Raw genomic sequence first — 26,733 nt, forward strand, 5'->3', positions numbered from 1 at the left:
ACCATCCTGTTGGTCGATTTAACAACATAAGCTATCTGGTGGCGCTTTGGAAATAGCCCTTCGTGGGCGGATTGATCACTTGAAACTGCCCTTCGGGCCAGTGGCAGCCAGTGCTGTCCGCCAGTGATCGGGAAGGTGCATCGCTACGTGGGTGGCTTCGGTCTGCTTTTCCAGAAGGCTATACAACCGCCGCGGCCAGGATGTTCCAGGATTGATTACCACCATCAGGTGGCCAAGCATCACGAAATGGTTATAGATGTAACGGGCCTGTTCACCGGATGTTTCTGGATGCAAGAGAAGCGGCATCCTACGGATGTGGGGATATTTTTTCGAGAAGCGACGGTTCCATAAGCGTGCATGATGGGCACACACATTACGCAGCTGACTGAGGTTATGAAAAATGCCTTGGGCTATTTCGATGGTCGGTAGATCAAGCTGCTGAATCACTACCTTTTTAATTTCTGTAGGCATGGTGAGTTCAACCCACTGCGATAGCGCTCCAAATGTCAGTGTTTCCGCCATGATCCAGATAGGGGGCAATCCAGCCCCACGATACTTCTGGCGATAGTGCTTTACAAACGCCTCTTCATTGTCTTGTAGATCGTTGGCTGCTCTGGCCACCTGCTTGGCGTGTTTGTAAGGACAATGAAAGTACTGAGCATCCAAATACGCATGCGGTCCTTTTTGAAGAGCAAATGCATTCACCCATAACGAGCGCAGGGAGACTTCCACCCGCTCCAAGGCTTCAAGACAAATCAGACGTAACTCACGGTCAAATATATAATGCTGGAGCACATCATCAAACGAGGTACCTGCAACGAAACGGTGGGTACGCCCAACGTCAGCGAGCGCATTAGGCTCTTCAAAAGGCAACCAGTAAGCGCTTAAGCGGTAATAGCCAATATGCGTGAGGTAATGCTCGGCACGAGCGGTATCTGGCACATTCATGCCCCGCTTGCGGAGTAGCGACACTTGCTGCTCAATAGGGATAGGAGGCTTGTCATAGTACATTTTGGAAGCCCCAAAATAGTAACCCCCCGGTTTGAGCATCACCGCAGCGCGCTGCAGGATAGGCTTGGGGGGTGTTGTTGAAATCTATTATAGGCATGTTGCTCATCAGCAGCAAGATAAACCCCGCGTCGACAGGTACTGGTTAATCGACAAGGCCCACCTGATACATATCCATGGTATCAAGCAGGCAGGCGCCCTGACGATAGCGTCCCTTTAAGTAGCGCTGGCAACGAATACAGATGGAGATAAATACATTCTCGGCCAAATCACACGCATAAAAAAAGCCCCTGACGAATCAGGAGCTTTTTCAAATAAGTGGCGGAGGGACAGGGATTCGAACCCTGGATAGGCTATTAACCTATGCCGGTTTTCAAGACCGGTGCATTCAACCGCTCTGCCATCCCTCCGGCTTATGGGTGCGTATAATAACAGCTTTCCCTTGGAAGTCAACGCCTTTTGAATCAATTAGTAGAGTCTTAAGCCTACCCGGGTAATGTCGCCGCCTTCCATCTCGCTGACCACCCAGTGAATGCCGTGCCAGTCCACGTCGTCCCCCACCACCGGGTGGCCGCCTACCCGCAGGGAGACGAACTCGGCCAGGGTCATCTCCTGCTCGCCGGGGCTCAGGGTCAGGCCATAGGCCTGGGCGATGTCTTGCATCTGAGCGGTGCCGTCCAGGGTAAAGGTACCGAAGAACGCCCGCTCCTGCTTGAGCTTGGCATCGCCATTGAACAAGCGGTTCAGGGCCACCAGGTCTTCACTGCGACCAATCACGCAGATCACATCGCCCAGCTTCAGTCGGGTGCTGCCCTTGGGGTGGAGCATGACGTGGTTGCGGAACAGCGACGAGATCAAGGCGCCGGAGGGAAACCGCAGCAGCCGGATAGGCACATCGTCCAGGTCCTGGTTTTCCACCGTGTAGACGAACATTTCAAAATCGTTTTCCGGCAGGATGCCCAACGGGCCGCGCCGATTGGGCGTGGTGCCCACGGGCACCTGCACTTTCAACCAGCGGGCCACCAGGTTGAGCGAACCGCCTTGAATCAGTAGCGACATCAGCACCACGGCGAAGGCCACGTTAAAGTAGAGCGAGGCATTTTCGACGCCGCCAATGACCGGGAAAATGGCCAGCACGATGGGCACGGCACCCCGCAAGCCTACCCAGGCAATAAAGAAGGTCTCGCGCCAGCGGAACTTGAAGAACGGCTTGATGGTGATCAGTACCGCCAGCGGCCGCGCGACAAAGATCAATGCCAACGCCACTAAACTGGCTGGCAGCGCGACTTCCCAGAGCTGGCTGGGTGCTACCAGCAGGCCGAGCACCAGGAACAGGCCAATCTGGCTTAACCAGGCCAGCCCGTCATGCACCGGTAGAATGAAGTTGAGGTGCCTGCCTGGCTGATTGCCGATCATCAACCCGGCCAGGTAAATGGCCAGGAAGCCACTGCCGCCCAGCACGCTGGTAAGGCCAAAGACACTGAATCCCAGGGCAAGCGCCAGCATGGAATAGAGGCCTGGCGCCAGGTCCAGCCAGCGCAACAACTTGGCGCTGCCCCAGCCGCCCGCCACGCCCACCAGCAGGCCGATGCCGAACTGAGAAACGAAAAACAGCAGCGTCTCACTGATGCCACCAATATCCCCCACCAGCATCTCGACCAGCATCAGCGTCAGGAAAATCGCCATCGGGTCGTTGGTGCCTGATTCGATCTCCAGCGTTGCCCCAACCCGCTCGTTCAAGTTCACCCCACGGCCACTGAGCATCGAGAACACGGCCGCCGCATCGGTGGAGCCGACGATAGCCCCCACCAGCAGTCCCTGAATCAAGGTGAGGTCGAAGACCCACATGGCGATAACGCCCACGATGGCGCTGGTGATGAACACCCCCAGCGTTGCCAGCGAAAGGGCTGGACGAAACCCCACGCGAAACGTCTTGAGTCGTGTACGTAACCCACCATCCAGCAAAATCATGGCCAGTGCCAGATGGCCGATGGTGAAGGCCATGGAGTAGTCATCGAACTCGAGACCCAATAAGCCCTCCTCCCCGGCCAGCATCCCCAGCCCCAGGAAGATCAGCAGCAGCGGTACGCCCATCATGGAGGACAAGCGGCTCGCCAGAATGCTGAGCGCCATGAGGGAACCGCCTACCAGAAAGAAGGTATAAATTGCGTCCATGAGTCTCCGTCTCTACATCAATGCCATTCTATTATTGCATGCCCAAGCGGATTTTACTGGGCGAGTTGGCCAGATGGCCCCAGGGCTAGCCAGAGACTTCCCCAGACAGCTAAACTCCGCCGTCGTACCCTCTGGAGTTCAGGTTATGTTGAACGCATTATTGCGTGCCCGTTCCATCGTCACCCTGGTGCTAACGGTTTTTTTATTATTTTCAATTTCAGCCACTTACGCAAATGATACAGAAACACCCGACACTCACCCCGCCCCCTTGCAGCTTGAAAGTGATCTGGTGCTGCCTAAAGGGCTGTGGCCAAGCAATCCCCCCCCCGAGGTAGAAGCGGCGCCCGTCGAAAGCGACGAGCCTGACACAGCTGCCCCGGAACAAGCGTCCAGTGAAGACGATGCGCCCAGCATGGCACTGGTGCCTCCGCCGCCTCTGGACCCTCCGCCCATGAAGCACCTGAGCCTGATGTTCGATTGGTACTTGAGCCCCCAGCATGCCCCCCTGATCGTTGCCAAGGAGCGCGGTCTGTTTGCGCTGCAAGGCTTGGAGGTGGAACTACAGACGCCTGCAGACCCGACCATCGCCATCAAACTGTTGGCGGCTGGAGAAGTGGATCTGGCGCTGTCGCGCCAGCCGCTGCTACACCTGAATGTGCATGCTGGTGCCCCCATCGTGCGGATTGCCACGCTGGTCGAAACCCCGTTGAATGCCGTGATCGTGGCAGGCACCGCCACTTCGCCCGACCCCCTCCAGGGATTGGGCAGAGTCCACTATGGCTTCTCGACCCGCGAAGGGCGCGACCTACTGGCGGAACCGCTGGTGCCCCTGTCCCTGCGGCAAATCGATGAGTTCTCGCCCGCCGAAAACGTCCACTTCGATGCGGCTGGCGCTCTGCGCGAAGGGCGCGTCGACGCCATTGCCGACGGTTTTTATCTAACCCTGCCGGAAGAGCTGGCTTCAGATGGCATCGTGACCCACACGGTGCGTTACCAGGCGCTCGACATGCCCCGCCATGATGGCCTGATCCTGCTGGCCAACAGCGATTCTGTCACTCGGCGCGCGGCCACCTGGTCGCGTTTGGTGACCGCACTGGAAGAGGCCAGCAACTGGATCGTCGACCACCCCGACGAGGCCTGGCAACTGGTGATTAACACTCAGCCAGTGCTCGACAACCCGGTCAACCAGGGCGCCTGGGCAAATATCGTGCGCCGCCTGGCGCTGAGCCCGGCCGCCCTGGATGAGCGCCGTTACAGCGCCTTCGAACGTTACCTGCTGGCCTCCGGCACGATAGAGGCCACGCTACCTGCCTCGCGGCTGGCCATTAATCCGCATACCCTGGCCGAGCCATAAGCGCGACCAGTCGGGAGCCGCATGAACGATACGCCACTGATTTTCATCGACATAGAAACCACCGGCACACGCGCTACCCGTGACCGCATCACGGAAATTGCCGCCTTGAAAATGGTGGGCGGTCACGTCGTGGAGCGCTGGGTCAGCCTGATCCAGCCCACAACGGGAGTACCGGCCCATATCAGCCGACTGACAGGGATCGACGATGCAATGCTCAGGGATGCGCCCACCTTTGCTTGCATTGCCGAGGAGCTCAACGGGTGGTTGGGGCGTGACACGCTGGTGGCGCACAACGCTCGCTTCGATGCAGGCTTCCTGCGCAACGAGTTCAAACGCGCCGGGATTGCTTACCGCCCCAGGGTAATCTGCACTCTACGCCTTGCCCGGCGACTGGCACCGCAGCTGCCCAGGCACAATCTGACGGCATTGCTGGCCCATTACGACGTACCCAGAACCAACGCCCACCGAGCCGAAGAGGATGCGCAAGCCCTGTGGGGCCTTTGGCAAACCTGGCAACAGCGGGTCGATACGCCCACCTGGCAGGCGGCGTTGGCTGACGAGCAGCGTCACCGCAGCCTGCCCGCACACCTTCCCAGCGAGCAGCTGGCGGGGCTGCCGGAAGCACCGGGTGTCTACCTGTTTTATGGGCACAACCGCCTGCCACTCTATGTGGGAAAGAGCGTCAACCTGCGCTTGCGGGTGCTCGGCCACTTCCAGCGTGATCATCAGGATGACAAGGAGATGCGCCTGGCCCAGCAGATCCAGCACGTGGAATGGGAGGAAACGGCCGGTGACCTGAGCGCCCAACTGCGTGAAGCGCAGCTGGTCAAGCAGTTGATGCCCATCATGAACCGCCAGCTACGCCGCCAGGGCAAGCTACACACCTGGTACTGGCCAGACGATGCGGCGCAGCCCACGTTGGCCAATGGCAAGCTGCTGGGGCAACCTCAGCCGGGGAAGCTGTTTGGCCTGTTCCGCAGCGCCAAGGAAGCCAAGGAGGCACTGCGCCATTTGGCCGAAGCGCATCAGCTCTGCCCGCAGATATTGGGGCTGGAAAAGGGCAAGGGCCGCTGCTTTGCCCACCAGCTGGGGCGATGCCGGGGGGCGTGTTGCGGCGAGGAAACACGAGAGGCGCACACGCTGCGTGCCCAGCAGGCGCTGGCGGGCCTGCAGATAAGCGCCTGGCCGTGGCCGGGCCGTATCATTCTCCGCGAGCAGAGCCGCCCAACGGGCCCGGCGGCCTATCACTTGATCGATCACTGGTGCTATCTGGGCAGCGCCTCATCGCGGCAGGCTGCGCTGGCGTTGAAAACACCTGCCGGGCAGTTCGACATGGATACCTACCGCATTCTCAACCGCTTCATCCGCGACGCCGATCAGCACGGGCTGTCGATCGAGCCGCTGGGTTGAGTGGCTGGATTGGTGGTTGGATTGAGTGGGCCAGCGTCAGGAGTGCGCCGCAATAAAAGCGTCGATCCCCTGCTGAAACGCTTCTGGCTGATCAGCATGCAGCCAATGCCCAGCATTCTTCAGCGTCACCAGGCGGGCCCGTGGCAGCACTTCGCGTAGCCTGGGCAGCATCTCATCCGTCACGTAGTGAGAGTTGGCCCCACGCAGCACCAGCGTTGGCCCCTCGTAGGCAGCCTCTCCTTCCGGCTCACCGATGATGTGCTCATAGCCACGCTGAATCTCGTCCAGCCCCACGCGAATGCTCATCCTCCCCTGCTCGTCTCGTACCAGGTTGGTGGCCAGGAACAGGCGCGTGGGCCGCTCGCTGACATGCTCCGCCAATAGCGCATCGGCTTCACGGCGATTGGCAGGCTTGGCGTCTCTGACGCGATTCAGCGCCGCGAACACATCGTCATGACCATGCTGGTAGGCCACCGGGGCGATATCGGCCACCATCAGCGACAGGCAGCGCTCGGGAGCTTGCCGAGCCAGCGTCATGGCCACTTTTCCGCCCATGGAGTGGCCAAGAATATGCGCGTTCTCGATGGAGAGCTTGTCCATCACGGCCAGCACGTCATCACTCATAGCGGTGTAGCGCATACCTTCGGCATGGGGCGAGCGGCCATGATTGCGCAGATCCACCGCCACCACCCGGCGCTGGCGCTGCCACACCTTGAGATGCGAGCGCCAGTTGTCGGCACTTCCCAACAATCCATGAATGACGATCAGCGGCGCTTGCTGAGGTGCTTCCACCTCGGCGGGCAGATCGATCACATGCAGGTCGACAGTGGCCTGTTCGGTCATGGGGGCTCCTTGATGATTAAGCGGTGCGTGGTTCGGCGCCTGTCTGGCCGGTCCATACCACCAGCCTGCGCGTCAGCCACGCCAGCAATAAGCCGTACAACGGCAGGAAAAACAGCAGGCTGATCGCCAGTTTGATGACGTAATCCACCGTGGCAATTTCCACCCAGTGGGCGGCCATGAACGGATCGGGGCTGTTGTAAAAGGCGGTCGCAAAAAAGGCAAAAGTATCCGCCAAGTTACCCAGGATAGTGGAGCAGACCGGCGCTACCCACCAGGCCCATTGGCGCAACCGGTCAAAGACCTGCACATCCAGCAATTGGCCCAGCACGTAGGCCAGGAAGCTGGCCAGGGCAATCCGCGCCACGAACAGGTTCCACTCGCCCAACGCCTCAAGGCCCGCGAAACTGCCACGGGGAAACACCACTGACACTACATAGGATACCAACAGCGCGGGAAACATGACCCGTAATACGATGGCGCGTGCCGGCCCTTTACCAAACAGGCGTACGGTCAGGTCGGTGGCCAGAAAGATGAACGGAAAGCTGAAGGCTCCCCAGGTGGTGTGAAAGCCGAACAGCGTAAAGGGAAGCTGCACCAGATAGTTGCTGGCGGCAATGATGGCAATATGAAAGAGAACCATTACCGTCAGGCAACGGCGATGCTGAAGATCGGTGAGCGCAAACATGGAGCGAGACCTTTTTTTGGTGGCAAGAGGGGTTAGGGAACCCTCGTGAACAGCGTAATGACGCTACTGGGGCGCGCATTATACGCCTTCCCGCTGGTAATGAAAGCCGCCCAGGCTCTCCGGGCGGCCAAGCTGGTTTCAGTCCTGCTGCGGCTTCGCTTGCTCTGCGGTACCTACCTGACGCTGACACATGACGTCATGCACGTCATCGAGGCTGGTGGGGTCATCGATGGTCGATGGAATACCGTAGGACTTGCCATCGGCGATATTGCGCAGCAGCTTGCGCAATATTTTGCCCGAACGGGTTTTCGGTAGCCGATTGACCACCAGCACCTGCTTGAAGCAGGCAATCGGGCCGATATGTTCACGCACCCGCTCGATGAGTTCGGCTTCCAGCGTCGCTTCGTCGCCCTGGAAGCCATCCTTGGGAATGACCAGTCCTATCGGGAGCTGCCCTTTCAACTCGTCATGAATGCCAATCACCGCGCATTCGGCCACTGCGGGGTGTGCCCCCACCACTTCCTCCATTTCACCGGTGGAGAGGCGATGCCCCGCCACATTGATCACGTCATCGGTGCGCCCCATGATGAACAGGTAGCCCTCCTCATCGAAATAGCCGCCATCCCCGGTCAGGTAAAAACCCGGGAAAGCCGCCATGTAGGCAGTGTGGAAACGCTGCGGGTCCTGCCATACGCCGATCAAACAGCCTGGCGGCAGCGGCTGCTTGATCACCACGCTGCCCTGCTGCATGGCCTCGGCCTGCTCGCCGTCGCGATCCAGAATGCGTACGTCGAAGCCGGGCACGGGATACGTGGCCGAACCGGCCTTGGTGGGCACGGCTTCGATGCCGGGCAAGTTGGCGGCAATCGGCCAGCCGGTTTCGGTTTGCCACCAATGATCGATCACCGGTACGTCCAGCAGGTCATCCAGCCAATGGAACGTGGGTGGATCGAGCCGCTCCCCCGCCACATACAGATGTTTCAGGCTGCTGATATCGTATTGTGAGAGTAGCTTTGCGTCCGGATCCTCTTTCTTGATGGCACGGAATGCCGTGGGCGCTGTAAAGAAGCTCTTGACGCGGTACTCCTCGATCAGCCGCCAGAACGCCCCGGCATCCGGCGTGCGCACGGGCTTGCCTTCGTATACCACCGTGGTGCAGCCACGTAGCAGCGGCGCGTAAACGATATAGGAGTGCCCGACGACCCACCCCACATCCGAAGCCGTGAACATCACATCGCCCGGCGCCAGGTCGTAAATGGCCTCCATGGAGTAGTGCAGCGCCACGGCGTAACCACCCGTATCGCGTACCACGCCCTTGGGCTTGCCCGTGGTGCCGGAGGTGTAGAGGATATACAGCGGATCGGTCGCCTTGACGGGCACACAGTCAGCGGCCTGGGCACTGGCTTCGAGCGTTGCCCAATCGTGATCCTCCGGCTGCAGCTCGGCCTGGTGGGCGTCGCGCTGGAACACCACGCACGCTTGGGGTTTGAAGCTACTCAGCTCGATGGCGCGCTCCACGATGGGCTTGTAAGGCAGCACCTTGTCGACCTCCACCCCGCAAGAAGCCGCAATGACTACCCTTGGCTCGGCATCTTCGATGCGTACCGCCAGCTCGTGGGGGGCAAAGCCGCCAAAGACCACGGAGTGCACCGCGCCCAGGCGGGCACAGGCGTACATGGCAATCAGCGCCTCCGGTACCATGGGCATGTAAATGACCACCCGGTCACCCTTGGTGACGCCCAATTGCGCCAGGCCTCCGGCTACCTTGGCGACCCGGTCGCGCAGCTGGCGGTAAGTGAGCGTCTGTTTGCCGCGGGTAACCGGCGAGTCCCAGAAAATGGCCGCCTGTTCGCCGCGGCCCTGCTCTACGTGTACATCGATGGCAGCGTGGCAGATATTGAGCACGCCATCACCAAACCAGCGGGCATGCCGCTGTTCGTCATAGCTGAGGATAGTACTGGGGGGCGTATACCAGGGCAGTTTGCGAGCCTGTGCGGCCCAGAACGCTTCTGGCTGTTCAACCGACTGCTGGTAGATGGAGTGGTAACGGTTCATGGCGGCCTTGTCATTGTTGTGAACTTGATTGTTGACACTCTACAAAGCAAAGCGCGCTTTCACCCTCATACTATGGGCTTAAATTCGACCAAAGCGAATATGGAAAAGAGAGATTGTCGACAAAAAATCGACGCTTACCATTGATAGAACGTTAATCGCGCATTTGGACAAAAAGCGCTAAATTAATGATCATTCAACAACCCAATCCTCGCGACGCGACGATGGCTACATAATCAATAACAACGCTGTCACTACAGTGTAGGCAAGGAGAGTTTCATGTCTGCTTCTACTAGCGCCGCTGCACGCCTTCTGGAACACAATGGGCTCGCCATCGAGGCTGGCACCCAGCTGCTCAAGGCTCTGGCCAATGAAAAACGGCTGCAAATTCTTTGCTTGCTGGCAGAGACGGAGCTCTCTGTCACGCAGATCAATCAACAGCTGTCGCTGAGCCAGTCTGCGCTTTCCCAGCACCTGGCCATTTTGCGCCGAGACAAGCTGGTCGATACGCGCCGTGAATCGCAAACCATCTATTACTCGCTCAACAGTGACAGCGCCAGGGCAATCATCAGTACCCTGGCACAGCACTATGCGGCCTGACGCTGTCAGGTCAACGACGCAACCAACCGGCTGACTCGACCACCCCCAGCGCTTTCACCAGCGCATTCTCGATGCCCGCCGACACCGCAAGGCCAAACCGGCGCCCCATGGTCTTCGGCGGTTCCAGCTTCACCCGGTATACCTGCGCATCGGCCATGCGCTCGACCAGGTAGGCTTCGCTGGTGCCCACGCTGTCTATCAGCTTGTGTTCCAGCGCTTCGCTGCCGTACCAGATCTCTCCCGTCGCCAGCTGCTCGATATCCATGTCGGGTCGGTGGCTGGCCACAAAAGACTTGAACAAACGATGGGTATTCTCGAGGTCGTCGATGAACTTCTCGCGCCCTTCCTCGGTGTTTTCTCCCAGTATGGACAAGGTACGCTTGTACTTGCCAGCGGTGAGCAGCTCCACGTCGATATCGTTGCGTTTAAGTAAACGGTGGATATTGGGCACCTGAGCCACTACCCCAATGGAGCCAATGACCGCAAATGGGGCCGCTTTGATGTGGTGAGCGGTACACGCCATCATATAGCCACCGCTGGCCGCGACTTTATCGATACACACCGTGGTGGTCAGCCCCGCTTCCCGCAGCCGGTCCAACTGAGCCGACACCAGCCCATAGGCGTGCACCAATCCGCCCGCCGACTCCAGACGCACCACCACTTCGTCACTGGCGCTGGCCACATCGATCACCGCCGACACTTCCTGGGCAAAGGTTTCAGCCTGGGAGGCCTTGATATCGCCATGGAAATCCAGCACCCATAGTTTTTGAACAGCGTCAGAAGGACTCTTACCCTGCTTGGCCGCCTTTTGCCGCGCCTTCTCTTCCTGACGAAAGGCCTTGATCAGCTTCTTGCGGGCGCCCTGCTCGGTCGTGTTGACCCGCAGCCGCCGGCCACGGGCTCGACGCTGGTCGTTCAGGGATTCTACCTGTAGCCTCAATCCCGATGACGGGGACTCCTTGCTTCGCATCACCAGCATCAGCAACGCTGCCGCTGCTGCCAGCACCAGCGTGGTTTGCAGCAGGAAGGTGCCCATTTCCACCAACCATTCCGCCATGACTCATCTCCTCAGGTATTTTTAAACGCTGGAAAGTATTAGTGTACGGGCTTTATCCGCAGATTGTGAGGAAGTGTCAACGAGGCTTGATTAAAACAACTGTTTGAAATACTCTCGTGAGATAACGTCAATCCACATCAACTGTTACGTGAGCATACCTTATGTCATCCAATACCCTTGAAAAACTGCAGTCCCGCTTCGACCCCGAAGCAGCCAAAGGCATGAACGAAGTTTTCCAGTTTCATTTTTCCGATGCTGGCAGCCACTATCTCTCGGTTCAGGACGGTAGCCTGGGAGTGCATGAAGGCGAACACGACGACCCTTCGGTGAGCTTGAGCCTGAGCACCGATACCCTCAAGGGCATCATGAGTGGCGACATCAATGGCATGACCGCGTTCATGACCGGCAAGCTCAAGGCGACCGGCAATGTCATGCTGGCCACCAAGCTGACTAGCCTGTTTCCGGCCAGGTAAGCCCTCAGCGCCAGCGGGCCAAGTGCGTTTCGATCAAGTCCCGTGAAATAGAGTAAGGCGGCGGCAGCGCAGGCAGCTGCCGCGGCGAAAACCAGGCAGCATCGCTGATTTCGACCCCGTCGATCATGATCCGTTGAGTGGTCGCTTCCGCAAAATAGCCCAGCATCAGCGAATGCGGGAAAGGCCATGCCTGGCTGTGGTGATAGCGCAGTTGATCCACATGCACCCCCACCTCTTCGAACACTTCCCGGTGCACCGCCTCCTCTGCTGACTCCCCCGGCTCGATGAACCCTGCCAGGGTAGAGTAGCGCCCGGGCGGAAAGCGCGGGCTACGGGCCAGCAGCATGGCTTCCCCCCGGGTCACCAGCGTGATGATACAGGGTGAAATTCGCGGGTAGTTGCGATGCCCGCACGCATAGCAGTGCATGGCGAATTCGGCTTCCAGTTTGGAGGCTCGTTCACCGCAGCGGCTGCAAAAACGGTGGTTTTCCAGCCAGGCACCGACCTGCAAGGCCGTGGCCAGCAGGCTAAACCATGAGGCTGGCAGTTCTGATAGCCACTGGCGCCCCTCTATCCAGCCATCCCCCGGCGCACTTTCGACCTGCAAGGCCACGGGCTCGTCATGCCAGTAGCACAGGGGCTGCATGTGCTCGTCCCAGGGCTGATGGGGCTGAAGCGGAGACAGCTCACCCACCAGCGGTGCCGGTGCTATATGGCTGCGCGCGACGCGAATCACTCGGCCTTCACGCGCATGGTGCGGAATTTCACGTCTAAGCATCGGCCGTACCACTCTCACCGCTTGCCGACAGCCAGCGCAGCTGATGCGCTTGGCACTTTGCCTGATGGGCGGCCTGCTCTTCTGCACTGGGGCGAATCACTCGTAGCTGCCCTGGCGCCAGCGACAGCCGCTGAACCGACAGCCCTTCGTTGGCTTGGCGCTCTTTACGCTGGTCATTGCCACTCTCGGCATCCAGGGTCAACGCCGTTTGCCCACCGGTCATCGCCAGGTAGACATCGGCCAGAATTTCCGCATCCAGCAAGGCCCCGTGAAGCACCCGGTGGCCGTTATCGATGTCATATCGCTTGCAAAGCGCATCCAGATTGTTGCGCTGACCCGGGTGCATTTCGCGGGCCATGACCAGCGTATCGAGGATACGGCAGTGCTCCCTGACCGGCCCCAATACCGGCGACTTACGCCGCTTGTTGAGCATGTTCAGCTCGTGGTCGATGAAGCCCACGTCGAACGGCGCGTTGTGAATGACCAGCTCGGCACCTTCGATGAAGGCCCAAAAATCGTCGGCAACCTGGGCAAATACCGGCTCGTTGGCTACTTTGGCATTATCGATACCGTGGACGGCCACCACCTCGGCATCGATATGACGCTCGGGGTTGATGTATTGGTGGTAGGTGCGCCCGGTGAACCGCCGATTGACCATCTCGACGGCGCCGATCTCTACCAGACGGTGGCCATCCTTGGGGTCGATACCTGTCGTTTCAGTATCCAGAATTACCTGGCGCATGGGGTCTTGCTCCTCTGATGCTCATCGATGGCTTCGTTGGCCAGGGCGTCGGCGCGCTCGTTACCGGGGTGGCCACTATGCCCTTTGATCCAGTGCCACTCGACACGATGGCGCTGGGTCTCTTCGTGCAGTGACTTCCAAAGCTCGGCATTCTTCACCGGCTGTTTGGAAGCGGTTTTCCAGCCGCGTTTCATCCAGTTGTGAATCCACTGGGTAATGCCCTGGCGGACGTACTGCGAATCGGTCCACAACGCCACTTCACAGGGCTTGTTGAGCGTGCGCAGCGCCATGATGGCCGCCATCAACTCCATGCGATTGTTGGTGGTGTTCGCCTCGAAGCCTTTCAAGGTCTTCTCATGGGTACCGCTGACCAGCAGCACTCCCCATCCGCCGGGGCCAGGATTGCCACGACACGCCCCATCGGTATACACCGTGACACGGGGCAGCTCACTGGCTGTTTGGTTACTCACGCTCACTATCCTTTTCCATACGTCGTTTTCCAGCGGGTAGCCGGGCGGCTGTGCTGGTACGTGTGACGCCAAGAGACGACGAAACCGGCGTACGCAAACCAAACTTGACGCGCTGGATGGGGGCATGACGCTGCCGACGCTGCGCCTGAATCATGTAACTCTCACCCAGCGGCATGTTGTGGCGTCGGCCCAGCCGCTCCCAGCGTTCGCGGCAAGTGGTGCTCATGGGGCCACGAAAACAGCAGTAGTCTACGCGCTCCACCTCGAAATCGACAAACGCGAGCCAGTCCCGCAGGCGGTTCACCGTGCGCCACTGGCCTTGCCACGGATATTCGGCCTTGCGCCACCGGCGACTGAGCCCGTTGAGGCCTACCGGGTTGAAGCCAAACAGCACCAGCACACCGTTGTCGGCGGTCACACGGGCGGCTTCCTGCAGCGTATGGTGCGCATCCGGCAAATATTCGAGCCAGTGATGAATCGCCATGACGTCCAGACAGCGGTCCGGGAGCGCCAGCTGTTCCGGGGGGCAAATCAGGGTGGACTCACCCTCTGCGCTCTCTCTGTTCGGCGCCCAGACCACCTGATGGGCAATACTGGACATGGTCATCAATGGCGGGGCCATCCCCATCTCCAGGCTGTGCCCACCTTTTCGACCTTCTACCACCGGCCCCAGGCAGGCGCGCTGGGCTTCCCACAGCGAACGCCCGGCATCCGTTTGCCAATAGGCGCGGGCCTGAGCCAGAGAGCGGGCAAGTCGTGTGACATCCGGCGAATTTGACATGAACGACTCTTGCCTCCACAGTATTGGGCTTTTGAAGGGCGCGCTGCCACATGATGCGGCGCACGGCAATTTTCGAGCAGGTCTGACAAACTCCGAGGGATCTCGCCCATGATGAGCGTGACACCGATACCCGCCTTAAGCGACAACTATATTTGGCTGATAAGACAGGATAACAGTCAAGGCGTTTGCGTGGTGGACCCCGGTGAAGCGCCCCCCGTGATCGATTTCCTCGAGCGAGAATCCCTGACCCTCGATTCGATTTTGATCACGCATCATCATCATGACCACACCGGCGGGCTGGCGGCGCTGAAAGAGCGCTACGCCCCCTTGGTGATTGGTCCCCATAACCCGGACATTCAAGGTATCGACCAGCGCGTCGGCGAGGGCGATCAGGTAAGAGTGCTGGGTCGCGCCTTCGAAGTGATGGAGACCCCCGGCCATACGCTGGATCATATCAGCTACTTTACACCGGGTATTCCCGCTCTTCTGTTCTGTGGCGACACGCTGTTTCATGCTGGCTGCGGACGTCTTTTCGAAGGCACACCGGAGCAAATGCTGAACTCACTGCGTCGTCTTGCGGAACTCCCCCATGAAACACTGGTCTTTGCAGCGCATGAATATACTCAGGCAAATCTGAGCTTTGCACGTGCTGCGGATCCTGACAACGATGCTGTAACACGCGCACAACAGGAGTGCGAGAAGGCCAGGGCGCTAGGCAGGCCCACCTTACCCAGCACGATAGGACGCGAGCTGACGATCAACCCTTACCTGCGTGTCGGCACTGAAAGCGTGCGCTTGGCCGCTGGCCAGCAAGGGGCAAATGACGATGAACTCGCTACGTTCACCACTCTGCGCGAGTGGAAGAACCGTTTTTAAGAACGCTATCGAATAGAAACGAATACACTATGACTTATCGAACGCTTCGCCAGCGCTTGTTATTGAGCGCCGGCAGTACGGTTATTATGGGCCTTTTTTTGGCCGCCGCCGCGAATACCCAAGCCTCTGCTACGGCCCCTCAGTGGGGCGCCCACGCCAGTAGCGACGACGCCTCCTCTGCGCTGGATAATGCGGAAAATGCCTTGACGGCCCAACCCTCTGCGTTTCAGCACCACTTCTGGGAAGCCCTCGAACTACAGCCCCAGGATGCCTGGAGCATCCTGCGCTCGAGTTTTCAGTGGCAGGAGAAGCACCTATCTGCCGATGCCCAGGCCCGGGTAGACGAGTGGATTCAACTCTACAGCGCCAGCCCCCAGAATATCGTCTCGATCACCGAGCGTGCCACGCCCTGGCTTGCCTGGATTGCCCAGCAGGTATCCGAACGCGGCCTGCCCGGTGAAATTGCCCTGATCCCCTTCGTCGAAAGCTCCTTCGACCCCAGCGCCCGCAGCCATATGGGCGCCGCCGGGTTATGGCAGTTCATGCCCGGCACCGGTGATGCACTGGGCCTGGTACGCAACGGCCAGTACGACGGCCGCCTGGACGTAGTGACGTCCACCGACGCCGCGCTCAATTACCTGGAAATGCAGGCCGACGAGTGGTACGAAGGCGACCTGATGCTCTCTCTGGCGGCTTACAACGCAGGTGCAGGCACGGTCAATCGCGCACGCCAGCAGGCCCAGAACCAGGGCCTGGCAGGCCACTACTGGGATCTGACGCTGCCCAACGAAACCATGCAGTACGTTCCCAAACTGAAGGCCATTGCCACCATCATCGACAACCCCGAACGCTATGGTGTCAGCTTGCCTGACATTCACGCGGAACCGGCCTTTGCCAAGGTACAGCTGGAACAGCCCGTCAGCCTGGCACAGGCCTCTCGCATGCTGGATGTCAGCCAGTCGGCGCTAGCCGAGCTGAACCCGGGCCTGTTGAACGGCAGCATCGACCCCAACAGCGCACAAACGCTGCTGGTACCCGAGGAAGTGGACACCCAGGTGCTGGCACAGCTATCACAATCCAGCGGCAGCTACGTGGCAGCAGACTCCCCTTCGGTACACCGCGTTGAACGGGGCGACAATCTTTCCACAATTGCCGCACGCTATAAGCTTGATCAGCAAGATTTAATCAGGTGGAATGGGCTGGATCGCCCGGAAGCCCTACAGCCCGGTCAGCTGCTCTCATTATCGGGTGGCTAGGGCGGCCTGAACCCCGTGACCACCCCGGTTTTGCCACTACAGGACGTTACCAATGCCACGCGGTGAGTTGTTGTCGAAAGCAGTTCTACTGGTCGGTGGCCTATTGCTGAGTGCCACGTTATGGGCCTCACCGCCAGACGAGGGTAGCGCCCCCGTCCCCACGGTGCATGGGCTATCGCTTTATGATAGTCCTGAGCTGCCCGAAGACTTTGCCTACTTCCCCCACGTCAACCCCCTGGCACCCAAGGGCGGTTCCATCACCCATACCGCTGTAGGCGGCAGTTTCGACTCCACCAACCCTTTCATCATTCGCGGCACTCCCGCCACCGGCATCTCACAAATTTACGACACGCTGATGGAGAGCAACCCCAACGAGCCGTTCAGCCTGTATGGCCTGCTGGCCCGTGGCGTGCGTCTGGACCCTGAGCGTGAGTGGATCGAGTTCGATCTGCACGAGCAGGCACGCTTTCAGGATGGGGAGCCGGTCACCGCTTACGACGTAGTCTTCACCTTTGACCTGCTGCGCGAACAGGGCAACCCTTTTTACGCCAGCTACTATGCCGGGGTAGAAAAGGTCACGGCGCTCAGCGAACATCAGGTACGTTTTGAATTCAACGACACTCAGTCCCGCGAGCTGCCGTTGATCGTCGCGCAGATGCCGATCCTGCCGCGCCACTATTGGGAACCCCGTGACTTTACCGCCCCCACCCTGGCGGCCCATCCGGGCTCTGGCCCCTATCGCATCAGCGAGGTCGACCCTGGCCGCCGTATCGTCTACCAGCGCGACGATAATTACTGGGGCAAGGATCTCCCCGTCAATGTCGGGCGCTATAACATCGACCGCATCACCTACGAGTACTATCGGGATCGTGATATCGCTTGGGAGGCTTTCAAGGCGGGCTTGACCGATTTTCGTATCGATGCCCGCGCCGCCACCTGGGCGATTGGCTACGACTTTCCGGCCTATCGCCAGGGGCAGGTCAAACGGATTACCGTGCCCGACGTCAATCCCTCGATGATGCAGGCCTTCGTGTTCAACCTGCGGCGCGAGAAATTCCAGGACCCACGGGTACGCGAAGCGCTGAGCCTCACCTTCGATTTCCCGTGGCTAAACACCAATATCTTTTACGATACGTACTACCGCACCGAGAGCTTCTTTCAAAACTCCGAAATGGAAGCCGTCGGTCTGCCTACCGAAGAGGAGCTGGCGCTGCTGGAGCCCTTCCGTGACGAGCTGCTGGCGTCGCATCGATCCGAGCGGCTGTTTACCGACCCGCTGCCCATCGAGCACCCCACCGAGCTACGCGAACGACTCCGGCGTGCACTGACGCTGTTGGAAGACGCCGGATACGTGGTGGAAGATGGCGTATTGATCAACGAGCAGACGGGGCGGCCGCTTAGCCTGGAAGTATTGATGTACGACTCCGGCATGGAACGGGTGGTACAGCCCATGCTGCGTAACATGGCGCGCCTGGGTATCCAGACCTCCATGCGCATCGTCGATATCAACCAGTACCTGAACCGCGTGCGCAGCTACGATTACGACATGGTCATCAGCCACTTCCCCCAATCCAACAACCCCGGCAACGAGCAGCGCGACTACTGGACCAGCGCGGCCGCCGAGTCGCCACAGAGCCGTAACCGCATGGCTCTGGCGCATCCGGCCGTGGACTCGCTGGTGGAACAGCTGATTCGCGCCGAGGATCGAGCAACCCTCGATACCATTACCCACGCGCTGGACCGTGTGCTGCGCTGGGGGTTCTATGTGATTCCCCACTACCACTCGGGAGAAACCCGGATTGCCGTGTGGGACAAGTTTGGCTACCCCGATCCAGCACCGGCCTACGCCATGGATCTGGATGCCTGGTGGGTCGACAGTGAGCGTGAAGCGGCGCTGGAGCGGCGCAACCGACGCCGTTAATCGCTGAACGCAGAACAAGACAATGGCTCAACTCTCATTTCATGGGGTGCACCGTGGCACGCTATACACTTCGCCGACTGCTACTGATGATCCCGACACTGTTCGGCATCATGCTGCTGAACTTCGTGATCGTTCAGGCAGCACCGGGAGGGCCTATCGACCAGATGCTGGCCCGTTTCGAAGGGGCCGACGCCATGGCCAGTACGCGCCTGGACATGGGCGGTGCCGACATTCAGGTCAGTGACGACTCCCGTGGCGCCCGCGGTATCGACCCACGCTTCATCGAACAGTTGGAGCAGCAGTTCGGGTTCGACAAACCCGCCCATGAGCGCTTTATCGGCATGATGGTGGACTATCTGACCTTCGATTTTGGCACCAGCTTCTTTCGCGACCGCCCGGTGATCGAGCTGATGATCGAGCGCTTGCCGGTCTCCATCTCGCTGGGCCTTTGGACCACCCTGCTGGTCTACCTGATTTCGATTCCGCTGGGCATTCGCAAGGCGCTGCACCACGGTTCTCGATTCGACGTGTGGAGCTCAGGGCTGGTCATTGTCGGCTACGCCATCCCCGGCTTTCTGTTCGCCATCCTGCTGATCGTGCTGTTTGCGGGGGGATCGTATCTGGACTGGTTCCCGCTGAGAGGCCTTACTTCCCCCGATTTTGCCGACCTCTCCACCTGGGGCAAGATCAAGGACTACTTCTGGCATATCACGCTACCGGTACTGGCCGCCGCCATCGGCAGTTTCGCCACGCTCACCATGCTGACCAAGAACAGCTTCCTGGATGAAATCCACAAGCAGTATGTGTTGACGGCGCGCGCCAAGGGCGCCGACGAACAGCGTATCCTGTATGGCCACGTGTTCCGTAACGCCATGCTGATCATCATTGCCGGACTACCTTCGGCGATGATCGGCATTTTCTTTACCGGTGCGCTGCTCATCGAGGTGATTTTTTCGCTGGATGGGCTGGGGCTACTGGGTTTCGAGGCCGTCATGCAACGCGACTACCCGGTCATCTTCGGCACCCTGTTCCTGTATACCGTCATCGGGCTGGTGCTCAAGCTGATTTCTGACCTGACCTACGTGTGGGTCGACCCACGTATCGATTTCGCCTCCAGGGAGTCCTGATATGCGCGCCATCTCCTCCCGCCTTTCCCCAATTACCCGGCGACGCTGGGCGGCGTTCAAGGCTAACCGGCGGGCACGCGTCTCGCTGTGGCTGTTTGGCGTACTGTTCATCATCAGCCTGTTCGCGGAGCTGATCGCCAACGACAAACCCATCGTGATGCAGTTCGACGGCCAGTGGTACGTTCCCTTGCTGGTCGACTATCCGGAAACCGAGTTCGGCGGCTTTTTGCCCACCCGTACCGACTATCTCGATCCATTCATTCAACAGCAGATTAGCGACCATGGCTGGGCGCTCTGGCCCATCATCCCCTTTTCGTATCAAACCCTCGACATGCAGATGAGCCGCCCCTCTCCAGCCCCACCCGATGGGCGCCACTGGCTGGGCACCGATGATCAAGGGCGCGATGTCATGGCCCGGGTGATTTATGGCTTTCGTCTCTCGGTGGCTTTCGCGCTGGTGTTGACCACAGGCTCGCTGGTCATCGGGGTCATTGCCGGTGGCCTGCAGGGCTATTTCGGCGGCAAGGTGGATCTCATCGGCCAGCGTTTCACGGAAATATGGTCCGGGCTGCCGGTGCTGTTCCTGCTGATCATTCTGGCCAGCTTCGTGCAGCCGGGCTTCTGGTGGCTACTGGGCATCATGCTGCTGTTTTCCTGGCTGGGCCTGGTGGATATCGTGCGCGCCGAGTTCCTGCGCGCCCGCAACCTGGAGTACGTGCGGGCTGCCAAGGCCATGGGGCTTCCTTCCCGACTCATCATGTGGCGCCATGTCCTGCCCAACGCCATGGTGGCCACGCTTACATTCATTCCGTTCATCTTTACCGGCGCCATCGGCACCTTGACAGCACTCGACTTTCTGGGCTTCGGCTTGCCCCCTGGCGCCCCCTCGTTGGGTGAACTGGCGGCACAGGGCAAGAACAACCTGCATGCGCCCTGGCTCGGCATCACGGCCTTCATGACGCTGGCCATTATGCTGTCACTGCTGGTATTCATCGGTGAGGGCCTGCGGGATGCCTTCGACCCTCGCCACGTCAAGCAAGGCGCCAATGCTGCCGGGGAAGCCGCCCATGTCTGAACTTAGCTCCACCCCTCTGCTGCACCTGAACGACTTCAGCGTGGCGTTCGATGGCCAAGTGGTGGTCGACAAACTGTCACTGTCGCTGAATGCGGGGGAAACCCTGGCCATCGTCGGAGAGTCTGGCTCGGGCAAGTCGGTCTCCGCGCTGGGCGCCATTGGCTTGCTGCCCAGCAATGCCCAGGTCGTTGGCCAGCGCCTGCTGGAAGGCCGTGACCTGAGCCAGCTGCGTGAGCGGGACTGGAACACGCTGCGGGGCAACCGCGTCGGGTTCATTTTTCAGGAGCCGATGACATCGCTCAACCCGCTGCATCGCATTGGCAAGCAGATAGGGGAAACCCTGCGCCTGCATCAGGGGTTGAGCGGACAAGCCGCCAGGCAGCGGGCGCGTACGCTGCTGGAGCAGGTCCAACTGCCCCGCCCCGACGAGCTGCTGGACGCCTGGCCTCACCAGCTCTCAGGAGGCCAGCGCCAGCGCGTCATGATCGCCATGGCCATCGCCAACAACCCCGCACTGTTGATTGCCGACGAACCCACCACGGCGCTGGACGTCACGGTACAGCAGGAAATTCTGGCGCTACTCAAGGAGCTACGCGATCACCACGGCATGGGGCTGCTGCTGATCAGCCACGACCTCAACCTGGTGCGTCGCCATGCCGATCGTGTCTGCGTGATGTATCGCGGCAAGGTAGAAGAAACCGGGCCCGTCGCACAGGTCTTCGCCAACCCGCAAAGCGACTACACCCGAGCACTTATCGCCGCCGAGCCGGAGGGCCGACCTGCAGCGCCGCTCAGCAGCGCTGCCCTGCTGAGCGCCCGCCAGCTGCGCGTCAGCTTCAAACGTCCCAAGACGCGGCTGTTCCAGCGCCAGCCCCCGGCTTTCGAAGCGCTGAAAGCCACCGATCTGCACATAGCATCCGGTGAGACCCTGGGCATCGTGGGCGAGTCCGGGTCGGGCAAGACCACGCTGGCCTCGGCCATCATGCGGCTGGTGGCCAGCGAGGGAGATGTGAGCCTGGGCGATGCACGGCTGAGCGAGCTGACGGGAGACGCCCTGCGGCGCCAGCGCCATCGGCTGCAGATGGTGTTTCAGGACCCCTACGGCGCGCTTTCTCCGCGCATGCCCGTATTCGACATCGTCAGCGAAGGGTTGCGCTTTCACTTTCCGCGCCTGAGCGACCACGAGGTCAGCGAGCGCGTCCGCCAGACCCTGACGGAAGTCGGCCTGCCCGAAAGTTGTGCCGACCGTTACCCCCACGAGTTTTCAGGCGGCCAACGCCAGCGTATTGCCGTGGCTCGGGCCATCATCCTGGAGCCCGAGCTGCTGGTCCTCGACGAGCCCACCTCTGCCCTGGACCGCACCGTGCAAAAGCAGCTGGTCACGCTACTGCGGGAACTGCAGGCCAGGCGGCAGCTCAGCTATCTGTTCATCAGCCACGACCTGGCCGTCGTCCGCGCCATGGCACACCGCATCATGGTGCTGAAAGATGGCGAGGTGGTCGAACAGGGGGATTGTCTTGACGTACTGGCCAACCCTCGCCACCCGTATACCCAAGCGCTTTTGAATGCCGCTCACCTTTCGTGAGCAGGCTGAAAAGCTGATCACCAAGGGCATTTCTGGCAAAATCCATCGCTGGCGGATAGCGCTCGATCCGAGCCTCTCCGCCAGCGTCTGAAAACATCCAAAGGTGTGGTCATTTTTTCAGGCTAGATAAGATAACGGTATAAATATGGCCCGTTTAAAAGCTGTCGATCTCTTCCTGAGTCAACGCCCGCCACTCGCCCGGTGCCAAATCGTCGGGCAACGCAAGGCTACCGATCGAGTGCCGATGGAGCGCCTCGACGTGGTTGCCCAAGGCAGCAAACATCCGCTTTACCTGATGGTAGCGGCCTTCGGTAATGGTCAGCTCCGCCTGCTGCGGGGTAATGAAACGCAGCGTGGCCGGCTGGGTGGGAGTCTCTTCACCTTCCAGCAGCAGGCCTTCGGCCACGCGCTCGACCGCCTGCTGAGCCGCCTCACCTTCCATGGGCTCGGCCAGCTCGGCGAGATACACCTTGGCACAGCGGTGGCGCGGCGAGGTCACCCGGTGGGACCACTGCCCGTCATCGGTCAATAGCAGCAGTCCGGTGGTGTCCACATCCAAGCGCCCTACCGGCTGAAGGCGTTCTACCTTGGGCTCATCGATGATATCGATGACCCGCGGATACAGACCCCGGCGTGCGGTGCACTCCACGTCCCTGGGCTTGTGCAACATGATATAGCGCAGCCCCACCAGCTCGAGACGCTCGCCATTCAAACGCACCTCGTCCTGGGCCGTGTCGATATGGGTAGCGGCTTGCTTGATGGGCTCGCCATTCAGCGTCACTTCGCCATTTTTCAAGGCGCGCTTGGCGAGGCTGCGGGTCAGCGCAGAGGTTTCACTCAAAAAACGATCAAGGCGCATTATTGCCCCACTCCCGGCAGCAGCGAAAAGCGATCGGCATCTTGCCAGGCAGGAAATTTGTCACGAAAGGCATCCAGTTCCGTCTTGTCGAGCGTTCCGGTGTCGATGAACGCGGTATGGGCAGGATGGTCGATGAGCGGTTCGCCCTTGAAATCGACCAGCATGGAGTCGCCGCTATAGGCCAGCCCCTTGGCGTCTTCGCCCACGCGATTGACGCCTATCACATAGGCGAGGTTTTCCACCGCGCGAGCTTGCAGCAGCGTACGCCACGGATGGCGACGCGGGGCGGGCCAGTTAGCCACGCAGAGCACGGCATCATACTCGAAATGCTCGCCTTCTGCTGGCTGCTGGCGCATCCACACGGGAAACCGCAGGTCGTAGCAAACGCTGAGCTGCAGCTTGAATCCCTTGAGTTCGACGATCTGCCGCGCCGACCCCATGCCGTATCGCTGATGCTCTCCCGCCATGCGGAACAGGTGGCGCTTATCGTAGTAGCGCAGTTCGCCGTCGGGCGTCGCCCACACCATGCGATTGTAGTAGTGGCCATCCTCCACGATGGCCACGCTGCCGGTCATCACACAGCCCCTGGCCTGCGCCTGCGCTTGCAGCCAGGCCACGCTCTGGCTGTCGGCCATGGGCTGGGCCATCTCGCGTGAGTTCATGGTAAAGCCGGTGGCGAACATTTCGGGCAGCACGATCAAGTCCGTGTCCCGGCTATCCAGGTCGCCCAGCAGTTTGGCCAAATGCGTGTGGTTGGCGTGGGGGTCTTCCCAGCGCAAGTCACACTGCACCAGGCTGGTTTTCAGTTGGCTCATGCCATGCCTCCTTTGCATCAATGTCTTGGTCGATTGTGTGCTAGATTAGCATTTTTAGTTAATGAGGCTGCTATGCTTCCCTCTGCACCCAGAGACCCTGAAGCGGTCAAGGGCGTCATGTTCGGTTTGACCGCCTATACCATGTGGGGTTGTTTTCCGCTGTTCTTTGCGCTGTTCGATGGAATACCCGCGTTTGAAATTCTGATCCACCGCATTTTGTGGTCATGCCTGTTCCTGGTCGGGCTGATCAGCGTCCTGCGCCGCTGGCCTCCGGTGGTGGCCGCACTGGTCGAGCCCAGGCGCCTGGGTAGGGTGCTGGCCTGCGCGCTGTTGATCGCCTTCAACTGGGGCATCTACATCTATGCCGTGGAGAGCAAGCAGGTGCTGCAGGCCAGCCTGGGCTACTTTCTCACCCCGCTGGTCAACGTTGCGTTGGGCATGCTGGTGCTCAGGGAAGTCATGGCCCGGCTACAGCTGGTGGCACTTGGTCTCGCCAGCCTGGCGATTGCCGTGCAATTCGTCATGCTGGGGGAGTTGCCGTGGATCAGCCTGCTGCTGGCGCTGAGTTTCGGCAGTTATGGACTCTTTCGCAAGCAGGTGCCGCTGGATGGGCTGTCCGGCCTGTTCGTGGAAACACTGCTGCTCTTCCCGCTGGCACTGATGGCGCTGAGCTGGATGAGCTGGCAAGGCACGTCGCATTTTCTGCACGACGTGCCCATGTCGGCGTTACTGGTGGTCAGCGGTATTCTTACGGCCCTGCCGCTGATGGCGTTTGCCGGGGCCGCACGCCGCTTGCGGCTGGCCACCCTGGGGTTCTTGATGTACATCAACCCCAGCATTCAGTTTTTGATTGCACTGACCGTGTTTGGAGAGCCGCTGGGCCTGATTCAGCTCGTCACGTTTCTGATGATCTGGACAGGCCTGGCGCTCTATTCATGGTCGTCCTGGCAATCACGCCCGCGCCAGGCGGCCGCTTGAGGCCAGCGTGGCAGGCACCTGCTCTGGGGCTTGAGCCTGTGCGGCTTGTTCGGGCTGATAGCCCACACGGAAGCCACCCCAGTGTTTGCCGTGCACATGAATGGGGACCGACAGGTCGTGCATGATCTCGCCCGTGTCGCGCTTGTAGGTTTGCAGTAGCAGCGGCTGCTCATGGGCACCACAGCGGCGACCGGTGGGGTCATCGAAAATGCGTTTGCTGCGGCAATATTTCAAATCGTGTTGCGGGTCGCCGGTGGGTTCACGGCTCACCGCCGCGTTGTGGGTGGGCACATAGCCATTGCGGTCACAGGCAATGGCGTAGCTCAGGCCGTGACCTGCCAACAGCGGCTCCTGCAGGGCGGGCAGCTGCTGGTCGGTGAAAGCATCGAAGCCGGTATGATAAAGCGGCGGCTGGGTCCCAGGGATCACCGCATAATCCGGATCGAACAACGCGGCCTCCGATAGCTCGCCTCGGCTCAAGGCCTTTTCGAACAGCTTGCCAATCTGGTCGGCAGTTTGACGCGCCACCTTGAATACCTGCTGATGGCGCCCTTCCAGCCGCTGCTGGGCCAACTCTGCGTCCACGCTCTCGGCCGCGTCCATCAGGGCATGGGCTTGCTGGGCAAGGGCGTGCATATGGCGGTTCCCTTCATCTACATCGTGCTCCAGCTGGTCGAGGCTGTCCGCCACGGTCTGGCTGTGGGCCCGCGTACTGTCCATGGCACCCGCCACGCTGGTGATTTCCTGCTGCACCTGGTCGAACTCCTGGGTAATGGTGGCCAGGCTGCTCCCTACCTGCTGCATCTCCTCAGCCCGGTCTCGCACCCGGGTCATCAGCCCGCCCATGGTGCTGACGACACTCTGGCCGCTTTGGTGCATATCCTTGACCAGCCCATCGATACTCTGGGTGGCCGTGGACGTTTTCAGCGCCAGGTCGCGCACCTCCCCCGCCACCACCGCAAAGCCTCGGCCATGCTCACCGGCCCTGGCAGCCTCGATAGACGCATTCAGCGACAACAAGTGGGTCTGTTCGGCCACCCCCTCGATCATCGAGGTCACGCTGCGCACCCGTTCGATCTTGTCATTCAGCTCGGTGAGCATATCCAACGCCTGGCCGGAGCGCTCGGCAACATCGCTCATGTCCTGAATGATATCGGCCAGCGCATCATGATTGTCATGACTCGCCCGCTGGGCGCTCTCGGCCAGGGCTGCTACCTGTGTCGCGCTGGCGCTGACTTGCATGATGGCAGCGTTGATGGCGCTCATGCTGGAAGAGGCCTCACTGGCCATGTTTTCTTGTTTGGCGAGACGTTGGGCCATCAGGTCGGCGTAATGGGACACCTCTGCCGAGGCAATGGCAGTACTGCTGGCGCGATGCATCAGGCGATACGCCATGCCACGTAGCGCACCATAGTCCTGAATCGGCCTGATACTGCGGGGCACCGATACCAAACGCTGATGATCGGCACGGTACACGTCGTACAGGGCGGCGGCCACCAGCGCGCCCCCCGCGAAAAGGGCGCTGGCGAGCCCAGCATACGCCCAGAAGCCTCCTCGCCAGGTCATCCCGACGGCAGCACTGATCAATAGCAGCGGTAACAGCCAGCGAAGCAGTCGCATAATGAGTACTCTTTTATTGTTGAGATCGTCGAGTCATGGCGCAATACAGACCGCGTTTACCACTCAGTCAGCTTAACCAGTTCCACAGGTGAAATAAGTAGCACTTTGGGGGGATAGCAAAAGGTAATATTTGGCCCCTGGGCGAGTGAACATGACATTTTTATAACTAAACAGGCTAAACTATGTTCCGTTT

At 60.1% G+C, this 26,733-nt stretch carries 23 protein-coding genes, 1 tRNA gene and 1 pseudogene; 11 read left to right on the forward strand and 14 right to left on the reverse strand.

Annotation, left to right across the window (positions count from 1 at the left end; all coding sequences use genetic code 11):
* Positions 1 to 75: 75 nt before the first annotated feature.
* The 3 genes from CWI66_RS01210 to CWI66_RS01220 all read right to left on the reverse strand — a co-directional run bounded on the left by CWI66_RS01210 (position 76) and on the right by CWI66_RS01220 (position 3,183).
* On the reverse strand, positions 76 to 1,011 hold the full coding sequence (locus CWI66_RS01210; RefSeq protein ID WP_157808939.1) for an Abi family protein: 936 nt from the start codon (positions 1,009 to 1,011) through the stop codon (positions 76 to 78).
* A gap of 316 nt (positions 1,012 to 1,327) precedes the next feature.
* A tRNA-Ser gene (locus CWI66_RS01215) sits at positions 1,328 to 1,418 on the reverse strand.
* Positions 1,419 to 1,476: 58 nt separating this feature from the next.
* Complete coding sequence (locus CWI66_RS01220) at positions 1,477 to 3,183, reverse strand: potassium/proton antiporter (RefSeq protein ID WP_100730696.1); 1,707 nt, start codon at positions 3,181 to 3,183, stop codon at positions 1,477 to 1,479.
* A 289-nt stretch (positions 3,184 to 3,472) separates the two neighbouring features.
* On the opposite strand from CWI66_RS01220, the gene CWI66_RS01225 reads away from it, so the two are divergent.
* Together CWI66_RS01225 and CWI66_RS01230 are read left to right on the forward strand one after the other, a co-directional pair.
* Positions 3,473 to 4,537: an ABC transporter substrate-binding protein gene (locus tag CWI66_RS01225; protein WP_332867947.1), complete on the forward strand. Its 1,065-nt coding sequence runs from the start codon at positions 3,473 to 3,475 to the stop codon at positions 4,535 to 4,537.
* 21 nt (positions 4,538 to 4,558) lie between these two features.
* Positions 4,559 to 5,947, forward strand: a complete 1,389-nt coding sequence (locus CWI66_RS01230; RefSeq protein ID WP_100730698.1) for an exonuclease domain-containing protein — start codon at positions 4,559 to 4,561, stop codon at positions 5,945 to 5,947.
* A gap of 36 nt (positions 5,948 to 5,983) precedes the next feature.
* Here CWI66_RS01230 and CWI66_RS01235 read toward each other — a convergent pair whose 3' ends face one another.
* The 3 genes and pseudogenes from CWI66_RS01235 to CWI66_RS01245 form a co-directional block, all read right to left on the reverse strand.
* Positions 5,984 to 6,790 (reverse strand): alpha/beta fold hydrolase, encoded by an 807-nt coding sequence (locus CWI66_RS01235; protein WP_100730699.1) that lies wholly within the window; start codon positions 6,788 to 6,790, stop codon positions 5,984 to 5,986.
* Between the two features lie 16 nt (positions 6,791 to 6,806).
* Entirely contained in the window at positions 6,807 to 7,475 is a 669-nt protein-coding gene (locus tag CWI66_RS01240) for a 7-cyano-7-deazaguanine/7-aminomethyl-7-deazaguanine transporter (protein ID WP_100730700.1), read from the reverse strand.
* A gap of 138 nt (positions 7,476 to 7,613) precedes the next feature.
* Positions 7,614 to 9,551: pseudogene (locus CWI66_RS01245) on the reverse strand (propionyl-CoA synthetase); the annotation flags it as partial.
* A 255-nt stretch (positions 9,552 to 9,806) separates the two neighbouring features.
* On the opposite strand from CWI66_RS01245, the gene CWI66_RS01250 reads away from it, so the two are divergent.
* Complete coding sequence (locus CWI66_RS01250) at positions 9,807 to 10,127, forward strand: ArsR/SmtB family transcription factor (protein WP_016913881.1); 321 nt, start codon at positions 9,807 to 9,809, stop codon at positions 10,125 to 10,127.
* A gap of 10 nt (positions 10,128 to 10,137) precedes the next feature.
* Here CWI66_RS01250 and sohB read toward each other — a convergent pair whose 3' ends face one another.
* Positions 10,138 to 11,184: a protease SohB gene (gene sohB / locus CWI66_RS01255; protein WP_100730702.1), complete on the reverse strand. Its 1,047-nt coding sequence runs from the start codon at positions 11,182 to 11,184 to the stop codon at positions 10,138 to 10,140.
* Between the two features lie 161 nt (positions 11,185 to 11,345).
* On the opposite strand from sohB, the gene CWI66_RS01260 reads away from it, so the two are divergent.
* Positions 11,346 to 11,657 (forward strand): SCP2 sterol-binding domain-containing protein, encoded by a 312-nt coding sequence (locus CWI66_RS01260; RefSeq protein ID WP_016913883.1) that lies wholly within the window; start codon positions 11,346 to 11,348, stop codon positions 11,655 to 11,657.
* A gap of 4 nt (positions 11,658 to 11,661) precedes the next feature.
* On the opposite strand, the gene nudC is transcribed toward CWI66_RS01260, so the two are convergent.
* Genes nudC through CWI66_RS01280 form a run of 4 tightly spaced genes read right to left on the reverse strand, consistent with a single transcriptional unit; the run spans position 11,662 to position 14,428 of the window.
* Positions 11,662 to 12,435, reverse strand: coding sequence for an NAD(+) diphosphatase (gene nudC, locus CWI66_RS01265; RefSeq protein ID WP_081194282.1), 774 nt, complete (start codon positions 12,433 to 12,435; stop codon positions 11,662 to 11,664).
* On the reverse strand, positions 12,428 to 13,177 hold the full coding sequence (dnaQ, locus tag CWI66_RS01270; protein ID WP_100730703.1) for a DNA polymerase III subunit epsilon: 750 nt from the start codon (positions 13,175 to 13,177) through the stop codon (positions 12,428 to 12,430). The genes nudC and dnaQ overlap by 8 nt, the downstream gene beginning before the upstream one ends.
* Positions 13,165 to 13,647: a ribonuclease HI gene (gene rnhA, locus CWI66_RS01275; RefSeq protein ID WP_100730704.1), complete on the reverse strand. Its 483-nt coding sequence runs from the start codon at positions 13,645 to 13,647 to the stop codon at positions 13,165 to 13,167. Before rnhA ends, dnaQ begins: the two co-directional genes overlap by 13 nt.
* Positions 13,640 to 14,428 (reverse strand): class I SAM-dependent methyltransferase, encoded by a 789-nt coding sequence (locus tag CWI66_RS01280; protein WP_100730705.1) that lies wholly within the window; start codon positions 14,426 to 14,428, stop codon positions 13,640 to 13,642. The genes rnhA and CWI66_RS01280 overlap by 8 nt, the downstream gene beginning before the upstream one ends.
* 108 nt (positions 14,429 to 14,536) lie before the next feature.
* On the opposite strand from CWI66_RS01280, the gene gloB reads away from it, so the two are divergent.
* The 6 genes from gloB to CWI66_RS01310 are packed head-to-tail and all read left to right on the forward strand — an operon-like array spanning position 14,537 to position 22,268.
* Positions 14,537 to 15,304: a hydroxyacylglutathione hydrolase gene (gene gloB / locus CWI66_RS01285; protein WP_100730706.1), complete on the forward strand. Its 768-nt coding sequence runs from the start codon at positions 14,537 to 14,539 to the stop codon at positions 15,302 to 15,304.
* Between the two features lie 29 nt (positions 15,305 to 15,333).
* Positions 15,334 to 16,560, forward strand: a complete 1,227-nt coding sequence (locus CWI66_RS01290; protein ID WP_100730707.1) for a transglycosylase SLT domain-containing protein — start codon at positions 15,334 to 15,336, stop codon at positions 16,558 to 16,560.
* Between the two features lie 52 nt (positions 16,561 to 16,612).
* Positions 16,613 to 18,481, forward strand: a complete 1,869-nt coding sequence (locus CWI66_RS01295; protein WP_100730708.1) for an extracellular solute-binding protein — start codon at positions 16,613 to 16,615, stop codon at positions 18,479 to 18,481.
* Positions 18,482 to 18,534: 53 nt separating this feature from the next.
* The gene (locus CWI66_RS01300; RefSeq protein ID WP_026001690.1) at positions 18,535 to 19,608 is read left to right on the forward strand and encodes a microcin C ABC transporter permease YejB; all 1,074 of its coding nucleotides are present in this window, start codon (positions 18,535 to 18,537) and stop codon (positions 19,606 to 19,608) included.
* Position 19,609: 1 nt separating this feature from the next.
* On the forward strand, positions 19,610 to 20,683 hold the full coding sequence (locus tag CWI66_RS01305; protein ID WP_100730709.1) for an ABC transporter permease: 1,074 nt from the start codon (positions 19,610 to 19,612) through the stop codon (positions 20,681 to 20,683).
* Positions 20,676 to 22,268 (forward strand): ABC transporter ATP-binding protein, encoded by a 1,593-nt coding sequence (locus CWI66_RS01310; protein ID WP_232710683.1) that lies wholly within the window; start codon positions 20,676 to 20,678, stop codon positions 22,266 to 22,268. The genes CWI66_RS01305 and CWI66_RS01310 overlap by 8 nt, the downstream gene beginning before the upstream one ends.
* 154 nt (positions 22,269 to 22,422) lie before the next feature.
* Here CWI66_RS01310 and CWI66_RS01315 read toward each other — a convergent pair whose 3' ends face one another.
* Positions 22,423 to 23,127, reverse strand: a complete 705-nt coding sequence (locus CWI66_RS01315; protein ID WP_081135740.1) for a pseudouridine synthase — start codon at positions 23,125 to 23,127, stop codon at positions 22,423 to 22,425.
* Positions 23,127 to 23,942: an amidohydrolase gene (locus CWI66_RS01320; protein WP_100730711.1), complete on the reverse strand. Its 816-nt coding sequence runs from the start codon at positions 23,940 to 23,942 to the stop codon at positions 23,127 to 23,129. Before CWI66_RS01320 ends, CWI66_RS01315 begins: the two co-directional genes overlap by 1 nt.
* 72 nt (positions 23,943 to 24,014) lie before the next feature.
* Between CWI66_RS01320 and rarD the strand changes: the two genes are divergently transcribed.
* Positions 24,015 to 24,920 (forward strand): EamA family transporter RarD, encoded by a 906-nt coding sequence (gene rarD / locus CWI66_RS01325; protein ID WP_100730712.1) that lies wholly within the window; start codon positions 24,015 to 24,017, stop codon positions 24,918 to 24,920.
* On the opposite strand, the gene CWI66_RS01330 is transcribed toward rarD, so the two are convergent.
* Positions 24,894 to 26,540: a methyl-accepting chemotaxis protein gene (locus CWI66_RS01330; RefSeq protein WP_100730713.1), complete on the reverse strand. Its 1,647-nt coding sequence runs from the start codon at positions 26,538 to 26,540 to the stop codon at positions 24,894 to 24,896. The genes rarD and CWI66_RS01330 overlap by 27 nt on opposite strands.
* Positions 26,541 to 26,733 lie beyond the last annotated feature (193 nt).

Source organism: Halomonas sp. 141, from assembly GCF_002810305.1.
Taxonomy (GTDB): Bacteria; Pseudomonadota; Gammaproteobacteria; order Pseudomonadales; family Halomonadaceae; genus Vreelandella; species Vreelandella stevensii.